We start from the raw sequence: 24,574 nt of genomic DNA on the forward strand, positions 1-24,574 counted from the left end.
CGCGAATTCATGGGATATACGGCATGAGTGAAATCAAGGCATCGGATTCGGACAAAAACGTCAACATTCGCATGGAAAAGCGTGACGGCGAGACGTATATCGCCTTGGGCCTGTTCATCGTGGCCGTGGGGACCCCGGTGGTGGCAGGCACCTATTGGGCCGCACAAACCAATATACGCGCCGCCATCGTGAACATTGTCTGCGCCGTCGGCTTGTTGGCGATCGGCTTTGCGTCAATCATTTATGGGCGCATCCTTTTGGCGCGGAACAAGAGACGCGATTGATCCCGCTCGGCCTGCCCCATCCCATCGGAGCGGAGCGGGTGGCGAACCGGATTCGCCGTCCGCGGCTTCGCAATTCGTTCGGCTTGCTCGCGCCGGAAGTGCATGTGGCCGTGCCGGGATGTCCGGCAACACGCATCCTGCCGTTTTTGGAACGCCTTTGGATGCCCGCCTATGCGATTTGCCTGAGAACCCTGTCGCAGAAGGGATCTAACGCGGTATGGGCTTCGGTCGAGGCCATATCCGGCGCGTTTTCCCTGCTCGATTGCGCGGAAGATCTGGCGCCCGTCGCCTGTGATGAAAATTGCTTTCCGCCCGTCATGGAAGAAGCGCGCGCGGTGGAACTGGCGCGAAAAGGATACCTGCAATACACCCTTCAACAGCGCGGACAGGCCAATAAACCGGTTGTTGAAACCATCGAGGCGGTTTTGCTTTATCATTTTGCGGTTTGGGTGTACTATTGCCGCCGCCGCGGAAAAATAGATATCAGCGTCTTCGATGGCTACACGGGCAAATCCGCCGGAGCCAAGATGCGCATCGCCGTGCTCGACGCCTTTATCGCCGCGCGAAAAAAACGCCTCATGGACAGCGGGAAATACACACCTTGAATCGTTTCCGCAAAATAGATATCGTCTCGCCCAAAACTCAAATAAGCATTTGTCATGGCTCCGGTCCGCGGCGCCTTGTGTCGTGGACGGAAAATAGGAATCCTTCGGATCGCGCATGAACGCTTCCATGAAAGAAGACGCCGGCCGGCGTATCCATGCGTGGGATCATTTCCGCGATGCCATCATTTTGTTGGTGGTTATATGGCATTGTTCCTCAATTTATGGCGAAAGGACCCGCATCCGTTGGTTTTTTATCGATCGGGAGACAGGGATCCTGTTCGATGTGTTTGTTTTTGCCAGCGAATTGTTTCTGCTGCCGTTGTTGTTCTACATTTCCGGCCACTTTGCCGTGGCCAGCATTGAGAAACGGGGCGCGGGTCCTTTCTTGGCGGATAAGGCTAGGCGCTTGCTCATTCCGTTTGTATTCGGCGTGACTATGCTGATCCCGATCAATTTCTACTTGGATCGCCGCGCACTGGGCGCCGTTTCACCGGGCTATTTTCGTTATTGGATCGGAACCTATTTCACGCAGGATCTCGGACCGGCCCATTTATGGTTCCTTTATGTGCTTTTTTTCTTCTGCGTGGTGTATGCCGTCATTTGGTCGGCGCACCGCTGGTTGACCAGTGGGAAAACGTCCTTTGCCGGCGTGCCGTCCGAGCCGCGGACACTTTTTCTTCTTGCGTTCGGCCTGTTGACGGCGCTTGCGCTGGCGGTAACCATGCGTGTAGCCGGCTACGCTTCGTGGACCCATGTGTTTGGATTCAAATTATTCGCTTACCAGCCCTCGCGGTGCGCGCTGTACGTTTTCTATTTCTTTTTGGGTGTATACGGGGCCATGCGCGGTTGGACATGGGCAAACGGTTCGCTTTGGCGCGTGGCCGCTTGGGCGGGTCTTTTTGGCGGCGCCTCCGTGGGGCTGATGTTTTTCCGCGCCCGTTTCGGCGTCCGTGTCGAGGGTTCGCTGTTGCTGATGTTGTGCAATGCCGTTCTGCATGCCTTTGCAACCCTGGGCGCGCTTGGCGCATTTGCCACGGGTTTTCGCTTGTGGTGCAACCGGCCCTTCCATCCCACCCGGCTGTTCACCGTCAATTCATACGGCATTTATATTGTCCATCAACCCATCGTCGTCTGGCTGCAATACCTCCTGCTTGGGATCCGGATTAGCGCCTATCTCAAATTCGCGATTGTGTTCGGGCTGGCGTTGCCGCTGAGCCTGCTGGCCAGCCATTTTGTGCTTCGCCGCCTTCCCGTATTGCGCAACGTGGTGTAGGATGGGGGAGGGGGAAAGCCCATCCGGCCCATTTCGGGCCGTTTGCGTCGGATCTTTTTGCCCGAATATTGAAGTTTTCCTTTTGGGCCCGGCGTGGTATAGTGGAGGCGGTGACGAGGAACCCGTCCGGACGGGAGACGTTGCCGGATCGGATTGTTTGTTGTTCGGATTCGATTTATACGCAGTGTGGAAAACGGAGCGGGGAACAGGCGTTGCTTTATGACAGCCCCAAAGCGGGCGGAGATTGGAAATGACCAAGGAAGAAGCGAAGTCTTTGCTGGCCGAAGCGGCGGAGTTGGTCAAGAACAGCCAATATCTTCAGGCTCATACGCTGTTGACGCAGATTGACGAGGCGTTTCCCAACAGCGGGCGGGTCACGCAGCAGATCGCGCTGTGCCTGATCGGCATGGGCCGACTCGACGAGGCCGATGCGGCCTGCAAACGCATGGAACAGATGGCCGGGGGCAATCTGGGCGAAGTGCGCGAACGCCTGGCCGCGGCGCGCCGGGCAAGCGCGGCATCGGGCACGACTCCTCCGGCCGCCACGATGCCCTCTGCCGAGAACGAATTTTTTGTCGAGTCGGTCAACCCGGTGTCGCATGAGGAAACGTGCGTAACCGGCCACGTTCTGCGTGGTGCGTTTTTCACGGGTTCGATGGTTTCTATCGCTTCGCCGGACGGCGTGCCGCTGCTGGCGCCCGTGACACGGCTTGCCGTGCAGAACACCCCGATCAATGTCGTGCGGGAAGGACCGATTGCCGCGATGACGCTCAAGATTGAGCCGCAATACGTTGCCGTGGGCTGCAAGATTACGACCAGCGATTCCGGTTCCGCGTTTGCACCCACCATTATCGCGGACACTGGCACGGGGCATGCCAAAGCCGCCGCGCCGGCCGACCGTTCCCCGCAATTCCAGGATGTGCTGCGTCTGATATCGCAGCGCGCCTTCGATCAGGCCAAAGGCGTGCTGGAAGGCATCCTGGCCGCCGATCCGAAAAATCCGGAGGCCAACCGTTTGATCGCGCGGGTTTATCTTGAGGCGGCCGACGAATGCCAGGACAGCGTCAAGGCCCTTGAACATATAATGATTGCGTACGAGGCGGGCGGCCACGACGATCCGGCCGTGCTCGATGTCCTCGCGTTTGCCTTGGGGGCCAACGGACGCGCCGAACACGGTTTGCGCCACCTTGAACGCTTGTACGAAACGGCGACGGAGTCCCTAGCGAAGGAAAATTGCGCCAAGCGCATCGCGGCGTATCGCGGGCGTTTCAATATGCCCAGTCTCTGGCAGTTTTTCGACGGTTTCGGATCGTTGATTTTCGAATCCACCGACATCGAGCAGATTCGAAAGGCAATCGAAAACAACAGTATCCCGCGCGATGCCGTTTGCCGTAAAAACAAAATCGGATCGATGCAGCCGATACAGGATAGCATTGCGCTGGAGATTCCTGAAATTGCGAATCTGTTCAAGGCGCCGTCCAAATCGTATCTTATGCTCGATGCCCTCATCGGCGCATTGGCGGGCGTAATCATAGGCGCTGTACTCGGCATGGTGCTTCATGTCGCAACGCCCATAGCCGGCTTGGCCGCGGGCGGACTCGTGGGGCTGATCGCGGGCGCCGCCGCCGGCGTTGCACACACCCAAGCAGCCGCCAAGCAAGGGATGAAATGACTTTTTCGCGGTGTTTTCCCGTTTTGTGGATTGGGTTTGTTTTGCGGTCCGACCGATAAGGCGCCTCTCATGAAAAAAATGACCCTCTTGATCCCTGTTGCGGTTGCGTTGATGGCGCATGCCGCTTGTCCCGAGGAACCGTACTATCGCGACCTGTATCCCGACACATGGGTGGCAACCGATGCGCTGGGCCGGACCATGCCGGATTTTTCCACCGTGGGCCCGGTCAAGAACGACCAGCGGCGGATCGTGGGAATCTTTTACATCACATGGCACAGCGATTCGCTGGCCGGATTGAAAAGTCCCTATGCCGCCGATGTGACCAAGGTGCTGGCCGCCGATCCGAATGCGCGCCTCGATGCGAAACATCCGCTTTGGACCGAGGGGTCGTACCACTGGGGCGAACCGGAAATGGGTTATTTCCTGAGCAAGGACGAATATGTGATAAGAAAGGACATGTCCATGCTTTCCGATGCCGGCGTGGATGTGCTGGTCATGGACGTCACGAACGCGGTCCGCTACTGGGACGAATGGGACGTCGTGTTTCCCGTCATGCAGAAGATGAAGGCGGAAGGCAACAAAGTGCCGCAATTCTGCTTCTGGGCGTTCAATGGCCCGGTCATTGCGGTGGTCCAAGACTTGTATGAGCGGATCTACAAGCCGGAAAAATACAGGGATCTGTGGTTTTACTGGGATGGAAAGCCCTTGCTGCTCTACAACGACAGGCCAGATGTGGATTCCACCGGGCAAGGCATCAAACAGCCCAATCCGCATTATGATCCCGCGGCCAAGACGGATCCGGGCCACCCGCATTACGGGGATCCGGCCTACACCGAAGAATTCTATTCGGATTATACGCAGGAGGTGAAAGTGTTTTTCACGCTGCGCACCATGTGGTGGGGATACTATGAGTGGGCGGGCAAGCGCTTCATCGGCACGGAAGACAAGTGGAGTTTCGGCTATGACATGGGGGACGAGCGGGTCAAGGCCCTGCCGCTGGAAGCGCTGGTCTCGACGCACAACGGCCAAAAAGAGGAAGCGGCGGTGACGCCCGCGCAGCATCCATCCAGTTTGACCGGCAAGTCGTGGACGCGCGAGCATGGGGAGCCGGAACTGAATGAATACGATCTGCCCGTGCCCACGCATGTGCCGTGGCTGGGAAAGACCGTCGAACATCCCGAAGGCTATGGCATCTATTTTCAGGAACGGTGGAACGAGGCGATCAAAGCCAACCCCCAGTTTCTTTACATCAACGATTGGAATGAATGGACCGCCGGCAAGTATCAGCCCGGCGAGGGCAAATCGTTCCCGTTCATGAGGCGCCAGTCGCCGTTTTTCTTTGTTGACCAATACAATGCCGAATTCAACCGCTGTATCCAGCCCATGAAAGACGGCTATACGGACAATTATTACATGCAAATGGCCCAGAATATCCGGCGTTACAAGGGCATCCGCCCCGTTCCGGAACTACGCGGACTGAACACGATGCAAATGGACGGTGCATTCGAGGATTGGAAAGCGGTTCCGGTCGAATATCGCGACACGGCCGGCGACACGTTCCATCGTGATTACAAAGGGTATGGCGGCCTTCATTACACGAACAATTCGGGCCGGAATGACATTGTCACGTGCAAGATGGCCGTGGACCGGAAAAACATTTATTGTTATGCCGAAACGCGCGAACCGCTTACCCCGCACACGGACACCCATTGGATGCTCCTGCTGATAGACGCCGACCAGAACCATGCAACCGGCTGGTTCGGATACGATTTTCTGGTCAACAAGAACGTTCCGGACGACAAAACGACATCGCTCATGCGTTATGACGCGAAATCGCCGGACAAGCCATGGGCCGAGGTGGCCCGGCTGGAGTACCGGTATGCGGGCAAGGCGATCGAGATTGCCATTCCACGCCATCTGCTGGGATTGAAAGGCCGGGCCTTCGCCTTCGATTTCCACTGGTGCGACAATCCGGCCGACCTGAAAGATCCGATTTCACTCTGCGTGAATGGCGACAGCGCCCCGAACCGGCGTTTCAATTATCGCTGCATCTGGAAAAGCAAAGGCTGAATAGGCGAGACAGACGGTCCCATTCGCCCCAACCTCTCTGTGCATGCTTTTACAGATACCAAGGTTCGCGGTATGCACGCGACCGCAAACGGTTGGCTTCGTCGTCGCCGATGCATTCTTCCTTGACGGGATCCCATTTGATGGGACGTCCCAGGCGCTTGCAGATGTTGGCCACGTGGCAGGCGGTAATTGAACGATGCGCCACTTCCGCGTTAGACACGGTCTGTTGGCGCGTCTTGACGCATTCGAGAAAGGCGCGGACATGGTCGTCGGCGGGATAGCCGCCGAGGAATTTGCGTTCTCCGAGCAGGGATTTCGGGTAAACTTCCATTTCGCCGGAATCGCCGGTTTCAACGTACCCCTCCTCGCCCTCGAACCGAACAGGACAGGAACCGAAACGCAGACCGGTGCGAATGATCAATTTCGTGCCGTTTGCGTAACGCCCGATGTATCGGTCGCCTTCCTTCCAGAATTCGACAGGGCTTGTATCGTCGGAACTGTTGGCCCACTGGCAGAGATCCACGGTATGGCTGCCCCATTCGGTAATGGAGCCGCCGCTGAAGTCGGTGTGGGCGCTCCAGAATCCGCGCGTGTGATATTTCGAGTTGAACGGCCGCCACTGGGCGGGGCCGAGCCAGCGGTTCCAGTCGAATTCCTCGCGGGGCGGCTCCGGTTCGGCGGGCAGCGTCGTGTCGTAGAGTTGCTGGAATCCGCTCGCCTCTTCGGCGTGGAGTTCCTTGATCCGGCCCAGTTTTCCGCTGAGCGCCAGATTCGCCGCGAAGATGAAATGGCCGACGCTCCGTCGCTGTGTGCCGCACTGGTAGATGCGACCGAGCCGCCGCATGGTGTCGGCGACGGCACGCGATTCCGAGATGCACACGCTCATCGGTTTTTCGCAGTAAATGTCCTTTCCGGCGCGCGCGGCCAAGATGGAGGCCGCGGAATGCCAGTTGTCGCCGGTCGCAATGAGAACGATGTCTATGTCCTTGCGATCGAGTAATTCGAGCATGTCTATGTAGGCTTTACAATCCTGATTCCCGTAGGTCTTGTTGACGATGTCCTGCCCCTGGAGACGGCGCGCCTTGATGACGTCGCAAACGCCGACGACCTGTACGTCGGGACGCGACAGGAAGGCGCCCATGACGTAACGTCCGCGCCCGCCAAGGCCGATGACTCCCATGACGAGCCGCTCGTTTGCCGGCGCGCGTTTTGCCGCGCCCCACGCGCGGGACGTGATGATGGTCGGAGCGGCCGCCAAGCCCGCCGCAACTGCGCCGCCGCGAAAGATGAATTGGCGGCGTGTCAGGGATTGTTTTTCATTGGATTCGCTCATGACGCTTGCCTCCGATGTTTTCCGGAATCGTAACAATATCGGCGGGATGAAGTCACTTTGACGGGAGTCAGAACTCGGTGGAGCCGTTTCAAGCCAAATTCAATCCATGATCCGGCAACATGGCACGCCATTCAAACATCTCCGTTTTCGGCGATTCGGACAGCCGTCATGGCCAAGGTGGCGACCACGAAGAGCAGGGCGCCGAAACGCTCGTCGCGGGTAAGCCCCTGTTTGTAACGGTAATAGATCTGCTGGGCAATGACGGCGAGTTTGAACAGACCGAAGACATGATAGAACGAGAGATTCGACAGATCGCGTCCGGTCCGTTCGGCGTAAGTGTCGGCGATTTCGCGCCGGGTCATGCAGCCCGGTTCAAGCGTGAGAAAACAAGGCACGATGCCAAGATTTGGATCCTTCGGCTCGTTCCAATAACTGAGCACGACGCCGAGATCCATGAGTGGATCGCCAATGGTCGCCATTTCCCAGTCGAGAACGCCAACTATGTGTGTCGGATCGGCCGGATTCAGAACGAGATTGTCAAATTTGTAGTCGTTATGGATCAAAACCGATCCCGTGTCCGCCGGGCAATTTTCCTTCATATAGGCAGCGGCTTGTTCCATGGCGGGGATGTCGTCGGTTTGCGAACCGTGGTAACGGTCAATCCAGCCTTCAACCTGCCGCCGCACAAAAGAACCTTCCTTGCGCATGTCGGCGAGTCCTATCGCCTCATAGTTGATGGCGTGAAGATGCGCGAAATTTTCGATGAAGGATACGCAACATCTGCGCGCCAAATCGGGCGGACAATGGAATCCCGCCGGTTTTTTGCCGCGCAGGATGACGCCTTTGATTCGCTCCATGACGTAAAACGGCGCGCCAATCACATCGGATTCGGGGCAGTACGCAAGCGGTTGTGGCACGGGAGGGTAGACCGGTCGCAGCGCGTTTAGAATGCGAAATTCGCGCCCCATGTCGTGCGCGGATTTCACCTTGCTGCCGGTCGGCGGCCGCCGAAGGATAAGATCGCGATCGCCGACGCGCACAAGATAGGTCAGGTTGGAAAATCCGCTTGGAAATTGCCGGATTTCAATCGGCCCTTCGATACCGGGAATGGTCTCATGCAGGTAGGCCGAAAGCCGGGCGGCATCCAGTTCTTCGCCGGGCCGGACGTCGCGGGGCTCATCGAGTATCGCCGTCATGTCTGGAGTTGTGGACACGGGGAAATGAAACTCACGTTTGGGCTTGCGCGTACCGTTTGAGAATAAGCTTGGCCGCGGAAAGTTTATGGACTTCGTCGGCGCCGTCGTAAATGCGGCTGGCGCGTTCGGTTCGATAGAAGAGGGCAAGCGGGGTGTAGTCGGTGACTCCGAGTCCGCCGTGGACCTGAATTGCGCGATCGATTACGCGCATCATCGTGTTGGCCACGGTAAATTTGATGAGCGATATCTTGTCGCGCGCTTCCTTGGCGCCGTGCCGGTCCATAATCCACGCCGCATGCAGAACCATCCATCGCGCCGCGTCAATCTCGGCGCGGCTTTCGGCAATCCAGCCCTGTACGAATTGCTGAAAGGCCAGCGGGCGTTCGGGAGTGATGCGCCGCTCGATGGCGCGCTGGCACATGAGGTCGAAGGAACGCTCGCAGACACCGATCCAGCGCATGCAATGATGAATGCGGCCCGGGCCGAGCCTTTCCTGCGCAATGAGAAAACCGCTTCCCTCGGCGCCGAGCAGATTCGATTGCGGCACGCGGCAGTTTTCGAGCCGAACTTCGGAATGGCTGGCCCAGCCTTCGCCGCGATGTCCCATGAACGGCGTCGTGGCTTCGATGATGAATCCGGGAGTATCCGTCGGCACGAGAATCTGGCTTGCCCGGAAGTGGGGGGGCGCTTCGGGATTCGTGATGGCCATCACCACGGCAAAAGCCGCGCCGTCGCCGCCGGTAGTCCACCACTTGCGCCCATTGAGCACATACGAATCGCCGTCCTTGACGGCTGTGGCGCCCATCCAAACGGGATTCGATCCGGGGAAATCCGGCTCGGTCATGCCGAAGCAACTGCGGATTTCGCCGTCGAGCAGGGGTCTGAGATAACGCTCCTTCTGCTCTTCGTTGCCGTAATCAATCAGGATTTCCATGTTGCCGGCGTCGGGCGCCTGGCAGTTGAACGTGTAGTGGCCGATGGGCGACCGGCCCAATTCCGCGCTGACCAGCCCGTGTTCGACAAGCGACAGGCCAAGTCCGCCGTATTCCTTCGCGATCTGCGGCAGCCACAGGCCCAGCGATTTCACTTTCCGGCGTTTCTCGCGTAAGACCGGTTCGACGGCGCGGAAGCCTTTTTCCAGAAACTCCGGTTCCAGGGGATAGAGTTCGGTTTCGACGAACCCCCGCACCCGATCCAATAAATCCTGCAATTCGCTGGATATCGAAAAATCCATGGCCGTGTCCTTTCGTTCCATCGGGCGCCTTGTGGTTCGCTCCCGGCGTCAATAACGTCAAAGCCCGTTTCAATTATTGTTGCACGCCGGCGAGGGGAAATTACAGCATTGAAATCCGCTTCGCCAAATCGTATTTTGGGCAAGAAGGGTATTGTTTTTCGTTTCCCTCGTTTGTTTATGCGCGTGGATTTCAGGAAAAAATCAAAAAAGATTGGGGACACCGTACCGTGACATCGTCCGATTGGGAGCAGGACCGGCAGGATGAAAAAACGCATTTGCGACCGTGTGAGAAACGCGATTTCACCGATGCGCTGCATGCGTCGTGGATGATTCAAGAACGGGTCAGCGCCCTCGGTTTCGATTGGCCGGATATCGGCGGCGTGTTCGACAAGGTTGCCGAGGAACTCCAAGAAATTCGCGACGCCCACGATTCCGGGGATAATGATCATGCCCGCCGCGAACTGGGGGATCTGCTTTTTGCGGCGGTCAATCTGGCCCGCTTTCTCGATGTGCATCCCGGCGAAGCGCTCGCCGCCGCCAACGACCGTTTCGAGCGGCGTTTTGCCCTGCTCGAAACCGAACTCGAACGCGGCGGCATTCGAATGGAAGCATGCACCATCGAGGAGCTCGATGCAGTGTGGAATCGCGTGAAGCAACAACTTCGCGATATGGAAAAGGGCCCCTGAAACAATTTGTCGGTCGCGGTAAAAAAGAAGGCATTGCCGAGTGGCTTATAAACCCGCCCCGTAAAAAATGAGGCGCGGCGTATTCGGGAATGTGGTATGATGAGCCTTGTTTCCCGAAAATGGCTTTCGGGGAAGAACATGGACAATGGGAGGAACGTGTGATGGCGTACCGTATCGCGAAAGTACAGGTATGGGTGGGTGGTATCGTGGACAAGCCGGGCGGACTGGCCGAAAAATTGGCCCTGCTGACGGGTGCGGGAGCGAATCTCGAATTCGTGCTTGCGCGGCGCGATGCGCCTGGTACGGGCCTGGTATTTGTTGCGCCTGTCCAAGGGACGAAACAGAACAAGGCTGCGAAACAGGCCGGTCTCGTGAAAACGGACAGTCTGCAGGCGCTGCGAATCGAAGGCCCCGACAAGGCTGGTCTCGGCGTGAAGCTGACGCAGGCGCTGGCGGACGCGGGAATCAATCTGCGCGGATTGTCGGCGGTCGCTGTCAATCGTAGGGCGGTCGTCCTTGCGGCGTTCGACAGCAAGGCGGATGCCGCCAAGGCGCAAAAAATTCTTGCGAAGACTCTCGCCTGAGTCCTTTTGGCTGAAAACCGGCAATAGAAAACAGGAGGGAATGGGAAGTATCTGGTTTTCCCTCAAAAAAACATGCCGCTGAACGCAATCACGAAATGGTGGCGTGGGATGCGGAAGACGGCGCCGCGTCCTTGTTGGGCCACCTTTTCGATCCATGTCGCATTGTCCAGTTGCCGTACGACTTCCGGGGCGATGGGCCACGTGTCGGGGCAGTAGATGTAGTCCACGCACCATGCGTTGACAAAGGCGCGGCGGTCGTCGTCGCAGGCTTCCGGACTGAAAAACGCCTTGACGGCGGCTTCGAGCGGCACATAGGGTTGGTCGGACAGATTGAAGGAACCCGTGCCGAAGACGACCCGGTTTCCTTTGCGCAGGGCCACGATGTCGCTTGCGGGAATGGGGGCGAGCACGATACCGGGGCCAATGGCTTCGATGAGCGCCTCGTCCGCCTTGGTCATGACCTCGGAATGATGAGCCGCATACGGTGATTTGCCGGGGCGCAGATCCATGGGGCCCTGGAAGAACAAGGTCGAGACGGCCATCGAACACAATCCGCAACCGATCATGAGTCCCGTGTAAGCGATGCGCGGCGCGCGCAATTTCATGCGCAACAAAGCCGCCGCGGACATGGCGCATAGCGGCAGCCACAGGAACACTTCCAGGCGTTGCGGACCGTATCGGAGAAACCATCCCGAACCGAACGCCGCCAAGGCCAGCGGCAAGCACGCCAACAGCCACAAGGCCAGCCATTGTTCACCGATTTTCCCCGTGCTGGAGGCGGGGGAGGACGATTGAAAGGTTGAAGGCTGAAGGCGGGAGGTGGAACACGATGGCGTTTCATCGTGTTCCACGGCTCGCGTGATTCCGGAACGAAACAACGGCAGAAACAATCCGGCGGCCAAGCCCGCGAGGGCAAAATCGGATATGGCCGCGGCGACGGCGGCATCCCGCGCCACGAGCACGTTGCCGTAATAGACTTGATATATGGCGAAGAGCAGGGCAAAGGCGGCAAGGTAGCCGATGGCGCCGCGGGATACCATCCGCGCAAACGGCGGCATGTCGCGGACATGGCTCCGGATCGGTCCCGGCAGCAGCAGGAGATGGAAAAAGGCGGTTGCAATGAATGGCGACAGCCACATCGCCATGTTGGTCCCATCGAAATGATTCCGGACAACGGCGGGATTCTGGCGCATCAGCCATACGGCGGGAATGCCGCCGGCAACAAGGCCCAACGGAAACAGGACCCAACGCCGGAGGAAAGCGGTACGCTCTTTAGCGTCGCACACGAAAACACCCAGAAGAGCAATCCCTGTCGCGAAAGCCCCGTACCGCAAATCCACAAAACTTCCGACGGCCATCAGGGGCGCGATGGGCCATGCAGATTGCCGCGTGACCGCAAGACGGGTCAGGGCGAAAAAACACAACGCCAGCGACAGTGTGTAGTAACAGCGGGGGAACAGGAGCGAGGGCAACAGATGAGGCCCCTCGAACAATTCATACACCGCAAAGCGCCGAAACAGGTCTTCGAATCCCGGCGCGGCATGCCAGCCAAACATCCCCGAAAGGACATAGGCAACGCCGCCGAGTCCGCCGCCCAGGGCGAAAAGAATGAAAGACCGCGCCGCGAGGCGCGGCACAAAGGACGCCAGAAGACGATAGGCCGCATGGAGAAAGAGAAACGCCGCGAGACCGTTGGCCGCGCCGTAGGCGGCCAGGTCTGGAATGCACAGGATGCGCGCCGCGAATCCCATCGCGGCGTAGATCCACAAGTGCGGAACCGAATAGTAGGCCAGGCTTTCCGCGCCGAACACAGTCGAGCAGGTGGCGTAGAGCGATGTCCAGCCTCGATCCGCCATCCGCATGGCATGCAGAAACAATGCGCTATCGGCGATGGGCAGACCCGTCGGAACCAGGCCGTCCGGCGGCCAATGCGCGATCCACAGCAGGAGGGCCGGCTGAATGGCCGCGAGGACCGTTATGAGGGTCCACGCCCACCATGGCGTTCGTCTCGCGGTGTCGATCATTTGTCATTCCTTGCGTTCATGGTAAAACATCCCGGCGGAAAGCGCCAGTTTCGCGGGTTGCCCCGTAGTAATGACGAACGAAACTAAATCAAAACTGACGTGGGCGTTGCCCACAACCCAGTTTTTCTTCGTGCTCGTACTCGTAATCTAAATTGCTGTTGCTCAGGGAGATTTGCCCGAACCAGTTGAATGCGGGTGGAGATACTACTTATTATAATTTTTTATTATTATATATATTATAAATCTATTAATACTACATGAGGAATTGATTGCGATGACGAGCACGAGCACGAGTATGAGCACAAATCTACTGGCTCCTTTTTAGGGTCCGTCCTGATGTCGCCAGTTCCACGGTGGTGACTGACTTGTTGCGAAAAGGTTTATACTTACCGGCAAGAAACCCGGGCGGGATGCCGTGTACATGCAGGGCATTCGGTTGATTGGCTGGTGGGATGCGCCCGGTCGAAGCGATCGAACGCGGAAAGAGAAGAAGTCATGCAACAACAGAATGGCACGATGCGTCTTTATATGACTCTTTGCGTTCTTGCGGCGGGGATATCGTCGGCGGCAGCCACACAGGCCAAATGGGCGGAAAGGTTTGCGTTTCAACCGCCTGCCCACGGCACGAGCGGCGTTTGTCACGGGACCGGCGGGACGCTTCCAACGTTCGACGTTCAGGTCGCCGAGGCGGGGCTGCGCACCGTTCGCGTCTCTTTGTTTTTCAAGCCGGGAACATTTCCGGAAAATCTTTCGCTGCGCGCGTCATGCGGCGATGCACAGGCGATTCCCGATATCCGCATCCTTACGCGGCATCCCGGCAAGCCGGCATCTGTTCGCCGGGCCTTGATTACGTTTCCATTCGATTTCAAGGAAGCCGCCCCGCACCAGTTTTTGCTGGCGCTCGCGGATGAACCGCAACCGGATACGCCCGGTATCGAACTCGATGAACGCGGTGAAGCGCATGTCGCTCTGGGACCGTGGACACTGACGCTGGCCGCGGATCGCGTAACGCTGAAATCGGACTTGGCAGTGTGGGAGGGGGCGCTCATCGCTCCTGCGCGCACGAAACCCGAACCGCCGATCGTCGAACGGATTGAATACGGACGTTACCATGCATGGGTGCGGCTGCTCGAACCGGACGCGACGTGGCCGCGAATCGTCGAGGCGCGCATGGATGCGTCCGGCGCGGTGACCGTTCAGGTCCATCTCCAGCGCATGGAATCGGGAGATGGAACCGCGCCCGATTTGGGCTGGATGGTTCGTGGTCCGGTCGTGCCGCCGGATCGGCCCCATAGGTTTGGCGACGGACAGCCGATTGTGGCGTGTTCATCCGATGGCGCATGGACGCTGTCGTTTCCAGATGCGGCGAGTTATCGGCGGGGCCGTGTCGAGGCGGAAGCGGGCGCGGTCCGCTATCTCCGATGCGCGTCGGAAGAACGGGTTCCGATGCAGGAATCGGCATGGCGGCGCGCCGCCTTTGCGATTGCTCCGGCATCGGTGAAGTTCAACGCACTGCTTGAACCCGTGGCCGATATCCGCATGACCGTCTCGCCGCTCGACCTTGCGCCGTGGCCGCTGCTGGATTCGCTACGCGCCTACACGCACCGGGCAATCGTCCACTGCATGTGTCAAGGCGACGATTTCGGCAATGTGACCGCGTACAACAAAGATAAACCGGCGCCGGCTTTCGGCATGAACCGCCTGAACCACGCATGGGCCATTTTCGACGAGGCGGGGAATACGGGCGACCGGACGTTGCGCGACACGCTTGTGCTGTGGTGTTCGAACATGTACGACTTGTCGCTCTGGTGGGGCGATACGGATACGTTCGGTGGAACGCGCTACAACAACGCGAACGCGATGGGCGTCAAAGACCATCTTGACGACAAGGAGTTCATGTGGCGAAGCAATACCGCCGTGCATTTCTGCACGAAAGGCATCAACGCCTTCTTTCATGCGTACGAAGAAACGGGCGATCCACGTTTTACGGCCGCTTTGCGCGCACAAATGGCGTATGCGAAAGAATTCGTCCATGCGGATCGGGGCGAGTGCCGAAATATCGGCGACGTCGCGGACTTCATGGATCTTTACCGCTGCACGGGCGATGAGGCGTTTCGCGGGGAGGCGCTGCGGCTGTTTCGCGAATTACGAACGAAGCTCGGCGAGGACAGCCTCTTCAGCCAGGGCGGACAACCCATTGTTTCCGACGGCCCGTTCATAGACGATGATCAACATGGCTATGAAGCGCCCTTTGCCAAACCCTACATCATCGGCTACGCGCTCGCGGGGTTGCCGGACCTCTTGCGCGAATGTCCGGACGAACCAAGGTTGCGCGATGTCGTCCGTGCGGTGGCCGACTTCCTTGCGTCGTCGCAGGATCCGACCGGCGGCTGGCGATACCCGCATCCGCGGAGTTCGCGTACGCTCATCGAGCAAGGCATGGAGCACGCGGCGCAATTGTCCCGTGCGGCCCGCGTACTGGAAGAACGTGGCGAGCCGATCGGGAATCTGCTCGATGCCATCGAGCGGACCTTGCAGGCCCGCGTCAACGGCTATGCTCGTTCCGGCACGATCCTCTCCGGATTGCAGGGCTGGGAGTCCAATCCCGGCAATCTCAAGGAAGGACAGACGATCTACGATCTGTACAAAAAGCCCGCGGATCGCGATCCCGCGCGAGACTACACGGAAGGGGCGGTTTCAGTCGGCAGCGCATCCCCGGAAGGATTGGTGTATTTTTCGGAGGTGCTGGCGTTCTATCTTGCGCATCGGCCGGCGGACCGCTTGTTCTGGACGAACGACGAATTGAAGGCCGTGCTTGACCGCGTCGAGGCGCATCCGCCGGAGGGCTGGCCGCCTCCGCCGCCCGCCGATCCGCCCGCGGCGTTCGGCGTGCGAAAGGATTTGCCCGCGTTTCGCGACGCCCAACTCGAACGGTTGACGTTTCCGCTTGCGTGGAAAAACGCCGGGTTGCCCTTCGGCGAATGGCGCGAACGCGCCCGCGAAGTGTACCGATCGCATCTCGGTCCGCGTCCGCCGCTGGCGCCGTTCATGCCCACCGTTCTTGCAAGGGAAGATCGCGGCGCCTACGAGGCGCGCAAAATCGCGTTGAACCTTTCTGCGGACACGCGCGTCGTTGGCTACCTGCTCGTGCCGAAAGGGATGGGTCCGTTCCCGGCCGTTCTCGGATTGCACGATCACGGCGCGCACTTTTCGATCGGCAAGGAAAAGGTGATTCGCCCGTTCGACGTTCCCGAAGAACGCTTGAACGACGCCATGGAATGGGTGAAGACGTGCTACGGCGGGCGTTTCTTTGGCGACGAACTCGCCCGGCGCGGATATGTCGTGTTCGCGACGGACATGCTCTTCTGGGGCGATCGCGGACGCCAGGAAGGCGTGAAGTACGAGGCGCAGGAGCGCCTCGCGGCGAACATGTTCCATCTGGGCGTGTCGTGGGCCGGCCGGATTGTGTGGGACGACTTGCGGTGTGCCGAATTTCTGCAAAGCCTGCCGGAAGTGGACCCCGAACGCATCGGTTGCGCGGGCCTGTCCGTCGGTTCGCATCGCGCATGGAGCCTCAACGCTCTGACGGACATCGTGAAAGCGGGGCTGGCGATCTGCTGGATGTGCGACACGAAGACGCTCATGCAGGACGGCAACAATCAGACCACGGGCCAGTCGGCCTTCAGCATGATCCTGCCGGGCTTGAGAAACCACCTCGACTATCCCGACGTCGCATCCATCGCCTGCCCGAAGCCGATGCTCTTCTACAACGGGGAAAAGGATGGATTGTTTCCCGTGTCCGGCGTCGAGGCGTGCCACGAGAAACTGCGGGACGTTTGGCGCGCACAAGGCGCCGAAGGCAAACTCGAAACGCGCCTTTGGCCCGTTCCGCACGAGTTCAACGCGGACATGCAGGAGGCCGCTTTCGCGTGGCTCGATCGCTGGCTTGCCCCGTGATGTCCAATATCAATCCGGCTATTCCGAAAATACATCCGACCGCCACCCTGTTCGTGCTCGTGCGCGTAATCGTAGCCGTGATCGAAGCAGGGAGTTATGAACATCTTCGAAAAACGCATCCAAATAACCGCAAATTTATTTTTTTCCCGCCGCCCAATCCGGGATAATCAAACCGGTAGGAGGAATGGATGAAAATATCCCGACGAGTCTTTATGGGAACGGCCGTGGGTGGGATGGCGCAAGCGCTGGGCGCCGCCCCAATCCCTTCCGGGACGCGGCCGGTTCCGGTGGTGGATATCACGGATTTGTACCATCCGCCGCAGGATCCCGGCGACAATATGGACCTGATTATGGCGTATGCGTTGCCTGAAGTGGATCTCAGGGCCGTCATCCTCGACGTGACGCAACGCTACCGGCGCCCCTATGTAAATCCGTCCGATCACGCCTACGACGACCCGCACGGGCAACGCGATCCGGGCTTCATTCCCGTGGCGCAACTCAATGCGATCTTCGGCCGCAATGTGCCCTGCGCCGCGGGGCCGTTCGAGGCGATGCGGAGTCCGGACGATGAAATGCGCGACGCCCCCGCGTTTCAGCAGGCCGGGATCGAGTTGCTGTTGCGCGTGCTTCGTGAAAGCCCGGAACCGGTCGAAATCGTGTCGTTCGGATCGTTGCGTCCGCTGGCCGTGGCCTATAACCGTGCGCCGGGGCTGATGCGACGAAAAACGCGTTGCGCGCATATTGCGGCCGGAGCGATGCCCCCCGGCTTTCTCGAATGGAACGTGCTACTCGACGTGCATGCGTTTGTGCGCGTCCTTCGATCGGATTTGCCCCTTGCGATTTACCCGTGCGCGGCGGAAAAGAGCGCGTTCGACCTAGGCATGCACAACACCTATTGGCAATTGCCGGATTTGTCGTTTATCCGCCGGATGCGGGCCCCGCTCCGCAATTATCTCGTCTATGCGATTGACCGGTCGTCGCGGGTGGACTTTTTGAACGCACTCGAGGAAGAACCGTCCGAAGAGGTCATGGACCGCGTCTGCAACCGGCCGCACAATGTCTGGGAAACCGTGACGTGGATGGCCGTCGCGAACCGGAAACTCGTGCGGCGCGCAGATGGGCATTGCGCCCTCATCCCCGCTGCACAGGCCATGCCCGGCGACACAATCCTGCCGTGCGACCTGATTCCCTGCGGAGTGGCGGTGCGCGACGACGGCCAATTTGACGTCACGCTCGATAAAACGGCGAAACGTTGCCGCCTATTCCGCCGGGACAATCCCGAAGAGAACCAGCAGGCCCTTCGGGAGGCCATGCCCGCGCTTTATACCTCTTTTTGACCCAAACCCCGTGTTCGGCCGGCATGATCGGGCGGTCTTACTTCCTGTGGCGGGCAAAGAAAATTTTTTCAAAAGCGCAACCGGTAGGACCACTCTGGGGTCAAATAGGTGTAAAATATATGGCGGTTTGCATTTCCGCCACGGGAAAGTCGAAAAAGAAGACCGGTTCCGGTGTCCAGGGCCGGATGGAGGCGTCCCATGCGAAATCGAGGGTTTACGCTGATCGAATTGCTGGTGGTCATTGCGATTATCGCGATACTGGCTGCGATCCTGCTGCCGGCGCTGGCGCGCGCGCGCGAATCCGCGCGCCGTTCAAGTTGTCAGAACAACCTCAAGCAGTTTGGCGTCATCTTCAAGATGTATGCGGGAGAAGCCCCGGCCGCCAAATTCCCGCCGCTTCAGTTCGACGTGGTTTCGATCATCCCGCGTCCCCGCGTGGATATCGCTGCCGGTCCCATGGTGGACGCCATTTTCCCCGAATATCTGACGGATCCCGCCATTGCGGTATGCCCTTCCGATCCGAACAGCAAGGTCGAGGATCTGACCGCTCGGGATCCTGAAACGGGGTTGGTGGGCCTTGCCGAAGATCACGAATTGATTGGCGAAAGTTACGTCTACCTCGGCTATCTGTTTGACCGTTGCGGCGACGACGATCCACAGACCACCATCGGCGACGTCGTTTCCTATCTGCCTCGGTTGAATGAACACATTCAGGTGGACAATCCCGACCGAAGCGGGCCGTCGCAATTTATCGCGACCCTCGAAGGGTTGGCCATGGCGGCCTTGGACAAAATTGATATGGGAAGTCTTGCGGACATTACCGATTTTCGCTCGCTAAGCCACCAACTGGTGGACACGGACGTCAAGGTCACAGCCTATACCAATGCCCTTACCGGGCAGCGGGAAAACACCGGAAATGCCGGCGGCACAATCGTTTATCGTCTTCGCGAGGGAATCGAGCGTTTCTTGATTACCGATATCAACAATCCGGCGTCCAATGCACAGGCGCAAAGTGTTCTCTTTGTCATGTTCGACACGATTTCCACGAAGGTGCAATATTTCAACCATGTTCCGGGCGGGTCGAATGTGTTGTACATGGACGGTCATGTCGAGTTTCAGCGTTACCTGCGCGGTCCGGCGCCGTGTTGCGAGGGCATGGCCCTTTTCCTGGGCACGATGCTCGACCGGGGGCGCTGAGAGGAGAATCCTCGATGAAGAGTAAACTGGCGGTTATGTCTCTGTTGATGACGCTGGCGTTGTGCGCCTGTCAGGACCAAGATGCCCAAATGGTGCTCAAGACCCTCAACGAAGATCCCCGGCTTGTCAGCCGGGAAGTCCACGTGAAAAAAGTCCGTTTTGGCGAAAAACGCAGGGAAGGGGAGCCGCGGCCCTACGAGGCCGATATTCTCAACAAGGAAGGCAAAGTCGTGGGGAAGGCGGAAGGCCGCCGTGTGGAAAACTTCGGCACCATGCGGCCCCGGATTCAATGGACGGATCCCGCGCTGGCGGACAAATCGCTCGATCCGCCCGAGCAAAACATCAACACGCGCATGAAACAGCGAATCATGGAAGCCGACGCCAACGGCGACGGGCGCGTCACGTTTGAGGAGGCCTCCGCCGCCGATTCGCATTTGTTGAAGCCCGCGTTCGACTATTTCGACCGAAACGGCGACGGAGCCGTCAGCGCCGAAGACGATTCCTACAAGGGGCCCAACCGAAACCGACGGATCTGGCGTGGCAACCGCGGCAATCGCGGCGGCGATGGAGACCGGTTGGAACGCCCGGAATAATCTACTGTCCCGCCAACCTGTTTTCCTGGCTAAACCGTTACTTGACAATAAGTTCGGCTGGGTTTCGATTCTCCTTGAGATAGGAATCGTAGGCATCAGTGCCTTTGAGATACTTGCCGAGAAAGGCTGTGGCATAGCCGTTTATAAGGGGGTACATGACGTCCATCGGCGTGTAGGTGACGGGTTCGCCGGAGGCGATGCGCTTGCCGGAACCGATGCCATCGCCGAAATCAGGCTTGAACTGGTACATTTCAGTGAACGAGAAATGGCCGGCGTTTTTGAATTCAACGAAATGGCGCGGTCCCTTCGAGTCTTCGTAATACCGGCGAATGCGGTCGTTTCCCTCAAGTCCCATGGTCTTGTCTTCCGTGGCCACCATGACCAGCGCCGGACATTCGAAATTCACCCGTTCCTTGGCGACACCGGCCATCGGGATAATTGCGCGGACGCGCGGTTCTGTGTCGGCCACCCAAGTGCTTGTATAGCCTCCGAACGAATGGCCGGCCACGGCGATGCGGCTCATATCAATCCGCTCGAGGAAACGGCTGTCGGCGCCGCCGACAAGGCGCTGGAAGGTGTCAATGAGGAACCGGATATCAATCGGGCGATCAGTTGCCGCCTGATCGCGACCGGCCTCGTTGTATGCAATCAGTTGCCCGTCCACATAGGTGCAGGCGGCGTTGCCGGTGTGATCGGGCGCGGCGACGATGTAGCCGTGGCTCGCGAGATGTTCGCAGAGAAACGCATTCTGAAAGCGCAGGCCGCCGTTTCCATGCGAAAACAAGACGAGCGGGAAAAGTCCGTCGCGGATGCGTGCATCGCGCACGGAAAAATTCTTGAACGATTCGTCCAACTTTTTCACATCCACGCCGAAGGCCGCCTGCATCAGGATAGGCAATGCGGTGTCGGTTCCCCGCAGAAAGAAATCGAGCAGCCGGTTTTTGGGCAGGTCTTTCGTCTCGTCCGTTGCGGGGTACCAGATTTCGGTCAGCAGCGACCGGTCCTTTTTCGTCAACGCATCCGTGCGGGCGTGGTCCGTGAACTGCATCGTCGTGACGCCGACAGGATAGGGCCCCGGTTTTTCAGGGTCGGATAGCGGGGGTTCCCCGGCAAGCGCGGAACATGCAATGACGGCGAGGAAAAATGCGGGAATGCCGAACCGGGTCAACATAATCAATCTCTCCCTATTACGGTTGCGCCATGTCTCATTGCCGGCATCGGTCGAGTTCGGATTCATCCGCCTCCCGGTTTCTTGCCGATGCAATAGAGATGCGTCGGGGTGCGCAAATAGATGCGGCCTTCGGACACGGCGGGCGACGAAAGAGTCTTGCCTTCGCTGGGCAACGCATTGGTTGCAAGTATCTTGAATTCTGGACCGGCGGCGAGAACGGTTGTCACGCCGTCTTCATTCGTAATGTAGATTTTGCCGTCCGCGAGGACGGGGGATGCGCTGACGATGCCTTTGGCCGTTCGCGTCGGGCTGTACACCACCGCGCCGGTTTTTGCGTCGAGGCATGTGGCTGCGCCTTGGTCGGCAACCATATACAGATGCCTACCGTCACAGACGGGGGTGGGCACATCCGGCCCGCCGGATGCATCCCATGTCCATGCGAGATGGCTGGCCGTGACGTCGCCCGTGCCGCCCCCCCGCAAAGCCAGCAGCGGCCGCCGGCTCGAACAGGCATACACGATGCCGTCAACGGCCACCGGCGAAACGATGATCCGGTTCCTTGTCGAATTGCGGGGATTGAGTCCGGCCGCGCGCCAGACTTCCGCGCCCGTTTCGGGATCATGTCCGGTTACATAGTCGCCTCCCGACACGACGATTTGTGTTTTTCCATCATTGGCAACCAGCGTCGGTGTCGTGTAGGCGTCGTGCGACTCGCCCCGGGCGGTCGTCGGACGTTCGACGCGCCACAGCACTTTTCCCGTAAGGCCCTCGAAAGCCATGACATACGAAGGCGCTGTTGTCGTGTATCCGTGCAGAACCTGCACGAAAAGTTTGCCGTTGTACAACAGGGGAGAGGAACCGTAGCCGAAATTCAGGCCGAACGGCCCATATTCCTTCTGAAGATTGAACTTCCAGACGACATCGCCGTCCATGGTCAAGGCGGCGACCGTGCCGGTGCCCGTCATGACCCAAACATGGGTTCCATCGGTGACCGGCGATGGCGACGACATGTTCTGTTTATGCTGGAGTTGGTTTCCGGAGTCGAGATCGCGGATCCAGAGCGGACGCCCGTCTTCTTGGGCGAGACAGACCAGCAAGAGCCGTGAACCGCCTTCCGACTGCCCCGATTCGGGTTCGGATGGCGACGCCGCGAAAACGCGGTGGCCCCATACGATGGGCGTGCTGCCGCTCCACGACGGGAGATGCGTCTTCCAGACGATATTTTCCGTTTCGCTCCATGTTTCGGGCAGGTTTTGCGCGCGGGACACGCCATTCAGGTCCGGACCGCGCCATTGCGGCCAGTAATCGCGCGCGTTATCGCAGACGGCCACGGAAGACATGGCCCACACGAGCAATATGCAGAAGAGGGGAAGGCCGCTGCAGGCGCGAGTGGTCATGACAGACTGTTCAGCGCTTTTTGCGCGCGTTCGCGGATGCCGCTTTCCGGGCATTTATCGATCACGGCCTTGAGGGCTTCCACTGCGCGCGGCTTGTTTGCGGCATCTTTGCCGAGTTGTCCCGCGACAGCCGTGATGGCGACCGCCGCCTCGTTTCGCACATCGTTATTGTCCAGAAAGGGCGTCAGCACATCAAGCGCCTGCAACGTCGGCACGCCGCCCCAGCCGCCTAACACGATCTTTTGCTCGTCCGGGCGTCGGGCGAGATCCATCGCGTCCAGCAGCATCTTCGATTTCGTTTCTGGGGCGGGTTCGATACCCGCCAGACGCACGTATCCGCGAAGGCCAAGCACATGGCGGCTGAGATCGTCGCTCTTCGCCAATGCAAACAGGAACGGAGCAGCATCAATCGTGGGCCATTCCGCGAGCACGCGGACTGCTTCCTCAGCGATGGCGCCCTGGGCATCGCTCGTGGCGGCGCAAACGGTTTCAAGCGCCTGGGGACCACCGATCTTCGCAACCACATGCAGCAGGACGATGCGCGATTCGACGGAAGCGCCGGTCATGGCGTCGAGAATATCGGGCAGCAGCGCTTCCCCGCATCGGGATGCAATGCCGCTCAGCGCCTTCTCGATGGCTGTGCGCTCGGAGGCTTCGGAAGCCTTGGCCAAGTTCGACAGGATCAACGAAACCTGTTCGTTTCCGCCCAGCGGAGCCAAGGCCCGCAACGCGGCGATGCGCAGCGATAGTTCGGATTCGGAAAGTCCCTGGGAAGCCAACGACAATGTTTGATCCGCGCGTCGGTCGGTCAGAATATCCAACAACAGGGCGCGCCGGGCCGCGGGACCGTTTGTCCAAGCCGATGCGATGGCGGGATTCACATCGTCGCCTTTTAGCGCAACCAAAGTGGCATAAGCCGCTTTCGACAGTTCGGCGTCGTCCGAAACGAGCAACCCGGCGATCTCGGCCACATCCTTCCCTCCGCCCAGCGAGGCAAGCGCTTTGACGGCGGCCAGTTTCACCGCTGGGTTGGAAGCGGCCAACAAACCGGCCACCGCCGGCCCCGCCGTCTTGTCTGCCCGACCCGCCAGACCGCGCAGCATCGCGACTTGGCCCTCGGGCGGCAATTTGTCCAGACCCTCGATAAACCTTGGAACCAAATCATCGCTTGGAAACTCCGCGACCAGCTGGGCGGCCATGTCGCGAAACGCCGGATCCTTGCCTTTCATTGCGGCAATCAGCAGGGCCGGCGCCTTGTCGGGTTGCGCATAAGTCAGTCCTCGGAATGCGCCCATGCGCACATGGATCGGCCATTTTTTCGATTGCAGCGCCTGATAAATTCCGACGGCTTGTTCTTGATGGCCATCCTTTGTGAGGATTTCGCCCGCCGTGAGCAATGCTTCGGCCCATGCGGGACAGATCGCTTCCGGCGCATTGTGGAAATCCATCAATGCCTTGACCGCCGGTTCGCTTGCGATTCGTCCAAGGGCCCCCAGCGCCGCGCGTGCAATATCGGGATCGGCATCTTTGATCAACGGAATGAGCATCGGTACGGCTTCCGCGTCGCGCCGCACGCCAAGCGATATGGCCATGCCCGCCTTCAACGCGCCGTCTGTTTTACCCAGCGCATCGCGCAACGCACGCCCCGCTTCCGGGTACGGCATCGGTTCGAGCGCATAGCGGGCGGAGTGGGAGAGTTCCTTGTTCGTCAACAGGGCGGCCAGCGCCGGTACGGAAGCGGCCGTGCCTTTCTGGCGCAGCGCCCGGGTGGCCGCATCCTTTTCCTGCCATCCCGCATCGCTTTGGAGCACGCCGATCAAGGCGGCCTCATCCGGTGCATCCTGCGCGGCGGCTGTTCCCGCGCATGCCGCGAAAAAGGATACCGCCATGAGAACGACCATGCAGTAACCGATACGTTTTTTCATGTTTTCTGTCCTTTTGCCATGGTAACGCGAGGTTTC

19 protein-coding genes are annotated in these 24,574 nt (G+C 59.2%); 12 read left to right on the forward strand and 7 right to left on the reverse strand.

Annotated elements, in window-relative coordinates; translation table 11 throughout:
- Positions 1-23: 23 nt before the first annotated feature.
- From P5540_12740 to P5540_12760, 5 genes are all read left to right on the forward strand, one after another.
- Positions 24-284, forward strand: a complete 261-nt coding sequence (locus tag P5540_12740) for a hypothetical protein (GenBank protein ID HRT65682.1) — start codon at positions 24-26, stop codon at positions 282-284.
- 38 nt (positions 285-322) lie between these two features.
- Positions 323-889 carry a hypothetical protein gene (locus P5540_12745; protein HRT65683.1) on the forward strand — a complete coding sequence of 189 codons (567 nt, stop codon included), beginning with the start codon at positions 323-325 and terminating at the stop codon, positions 887-889.
- A gap of 127 nt (positions 890-1,016) precedes the next feature.
- Positions 1,017-2,162, forward strand: a complete 1,146-nt coding sequence (locus tag P5540_12750) for an acyltransferase family protein (GenBank protein ID HRT65684.1) — start codon at positions 1,017-1,019, stop codon at positions 2,160-2,162.
- Positions 2,163-2,412: 250 nt separating this feature from the next.
- A complete protein-coding gene (locus P5540_12755; protein ID HRT65685.1) occupies positions 2,413-3,834 on the forward strand; it encodes a hypothetical protein in 1,422 nt (473 codons plus the stop codon).
- 69 nt (positions 3,835-3,903) lie between these two features.
- Complete coding sequence (locus P5540_12760; protein HRT65686.1) at positions 3,904-5,904, forward strand: hypothetical protein; 2,001 nt, start codon at positions 3,904-3,906, stop codon at positions 5,902-5,904.
- A gap of 49 nt (positions 5,905-5,953) precedes the next feature.
- Here the strand turns inward: P5540_12760 and P5540_12765 are convergent, their stop codons facing one another.
- The 3 genes from P5540_12765 to P5540_12775 all read right to left on the reverse strand — a co-directional run bounded on the left by P5540_12765 (position 5,954) and on the right by P5540_12775 (position 9,688).
- Positions 5,954-7,237, reverse strand: a complete 1,284-nt coding sequence (locus P5540_12765) for a Gfo/Idh/MocA family oxidoreductase (GenBank protein ID HRT65687.1) — start codon at positions 7,235-7,237, stop codon at positions 5,954-5,956.
- A 131-nt stretch (positions 7,238-7,368) separates the two neighbouring features.
- Positions 7,369-8,451 (reverse strand): phosphotransferase family protein, encoded by a 1,083-nt coding sequence (locus P5540_12770; protein HRT65688.1) that lies wholly within the window; start codon positions 8,449-8,451, stop codon positions 7,369-7,371.
- Between the two features lie 13 nt (positions 8,452-8,464).
- On the reverse strand, positions 8,465-9,688 hold the full coding sequence (locus P5540_12775; GenBank protein HRT65689.1) for an acyl-CoA dehydrogenase family protein: 1,224 nt from the start codon (positions 9,686-9,688) through the stop codon (positions 8,465-8,467).
- A 206-nt stretch (positions 9,689-9,894) separates the two neighbouring features.
- On the opposite strand from P5540_12775, the gene P5540_12780 reads away from it, so the two are divergent.
- On the forward strand, positions 9,895-10,353 hold the full coding sequence (locus tag P5540_12780; GenBank protein ID HRT65690.1) for a MazG nucleotide pyrophosphohydrolase domain-containing protein: 459 nt from the start codon (positions 9,895-9,897) through the stop codon (positions 10,351-10,353).
- Between the two features lie 161 nt (positions 10,354-10,514).
- On the forward strand, positions 10,515-10,937 hold the full coding sequence (locus tag P5540_12785) for an amino acid-binding protein (protein HRT65691.1): 423 nt from the start codon (positions 10,515-10,517) through the stop codon (positions 10,935-10,937).
- A gap of 62 nt (positions 10,938-10,999) precedes the next feature.
- Here the strand turns inward: P5540_12785 and P5540_12790 are convergent, their stop codons facing one another.
- A complete protein-coding gene (locus P5540_12790) occupies positions 11,000-12,961 on the reverse strand; it encodes a hypothetical protein (protein HRT65692.1) in 1,962 nt (653 codons plus the stop codon).
- A gap of 495 nt (positions 12,962-13,456) precedes the next feature.
- On the opposite strand from P5540_12790, the gene P5540_12795 reads away from it, so the two are divergent.
- The 5 genes from P5540_12795 (at position 13,457) to P5540_12815 (ending at position 20,045) form a co-directional block, all read left to right on the forward strand.
- Positions 13,457-16,918: an alpha/beta hydrolase family protein gene (locus tag P5540_12795; GenBank protein HRT65693.1), complete on the forward strand. Its 3,462-nt coding sequence runs from the start codon at positions 13,457-13,459 to the stop codon at positions 16,916-16,918.
- On the forward strand, positions 16,891-17,085 hold the full coding sequence (locus P5540_12800) for a hypothetical protein (protein HRT65694.1): 195 nt from the start codon (positions 16,891-16,893) through the stop codon (positions 17,083-17,085). The genes P5540_12795 and P5540_12800 overlap by 28 nt, the downstream gene beginning before the upstream one ends.
- 21 nt (positions 17,086-17,106) lie before the next feature.
- Positions 17,107-18,255 (forward strand): hypothetical protein, encoded by a 1,149-nt coding sequence (locus tag P5540_12805; GenBank protein HRT65695.1) that lies wholly within the window; start codon positions 17,107-17,109, stop codon positions 18,253-18,255.
- 198 nt (positions 18,256-18,453) lie between these two features.
- The gene (locus P5540_12810; protein ID HRT65696.1) at positions 18,454-19,452 is read left to right on the forward strand and encodes a DUF1559 domain-containing protein; all 999 of its coding nucleotides are present in this window, start codon (positions 18,454-18,456) and stop codon (positions 19,450-19,452) included.
- 14 nt (positions 19,453-19,466) lie between these two features.
- Entirely contained in the window at positions 19,467-20,045 is a 579-nt protein-coding gene (locus P5540_12815; GenBank protein ID HRT65697.1) for a hypothetical protein, read from the forward strand.
- Between the two features lie 37 nt (positions 20,046-20,082).
- On the opposite strand, the gene P5540_12820 is transcribed toward P5540_12815, so the two are convergent.
- The 3 genes from P5540_12820 to P5540_12830 form a co-directional block, all read right to left on the reverse strand.
- Positions 20,083-21,216 carry a dienelactone hydrolase family protein gene (locus P5540_12820; GenBank protein HRT65698.1) on the reverse strand — a complete coding sequence of 378 codons (1,134 nt, stop codon included), beginning with the start codon at positions 21,214-21,216 and terminating at the stop codon, positions 20,083-20,085.
- 62 nt (positions 21,217-21,278) lie between these two features.
- Positions 21,279-22,613 carry a PQQ-like beta-propeller repeat protein gene (locus tag P5540_12825; protein HRT65699.1) on the reverse strand — a complete coding sequence of 445 codons (1,335 nt, stop codon included), beginning with the start codon at positions 22,611-22,613 and terminating at the stop codon, positions 21,279-21,281.
- Positions 22,610-24,538 carry a HEAT repeat domain-containing protein gene (locus P5540_12830; protein HRT65700.1) on the reverse strand — a complete coding sequence of 643 codons (1,929 nt, stop codon included), beginning with the start codon at positions 24,536-24,538 and terminating at the stop codon, positions 22,610-22,612. Before P5540_12830 ends, P5540_12825 begins: the two co-directional genes overlap by 4 nt.
- Between the last annotated feature and the right edge of the window lie 36 nt (positions 24,539-24,574).

This window comes from Candidatus Hydrogenedentota bacterium (genome assembly GCA_035450225.1).
Classification (GTDB): Bacteria; Hydrogenedentota; Hydrogenedentia; order Hydrogenedentales; family SLHB01; genus DSVR01.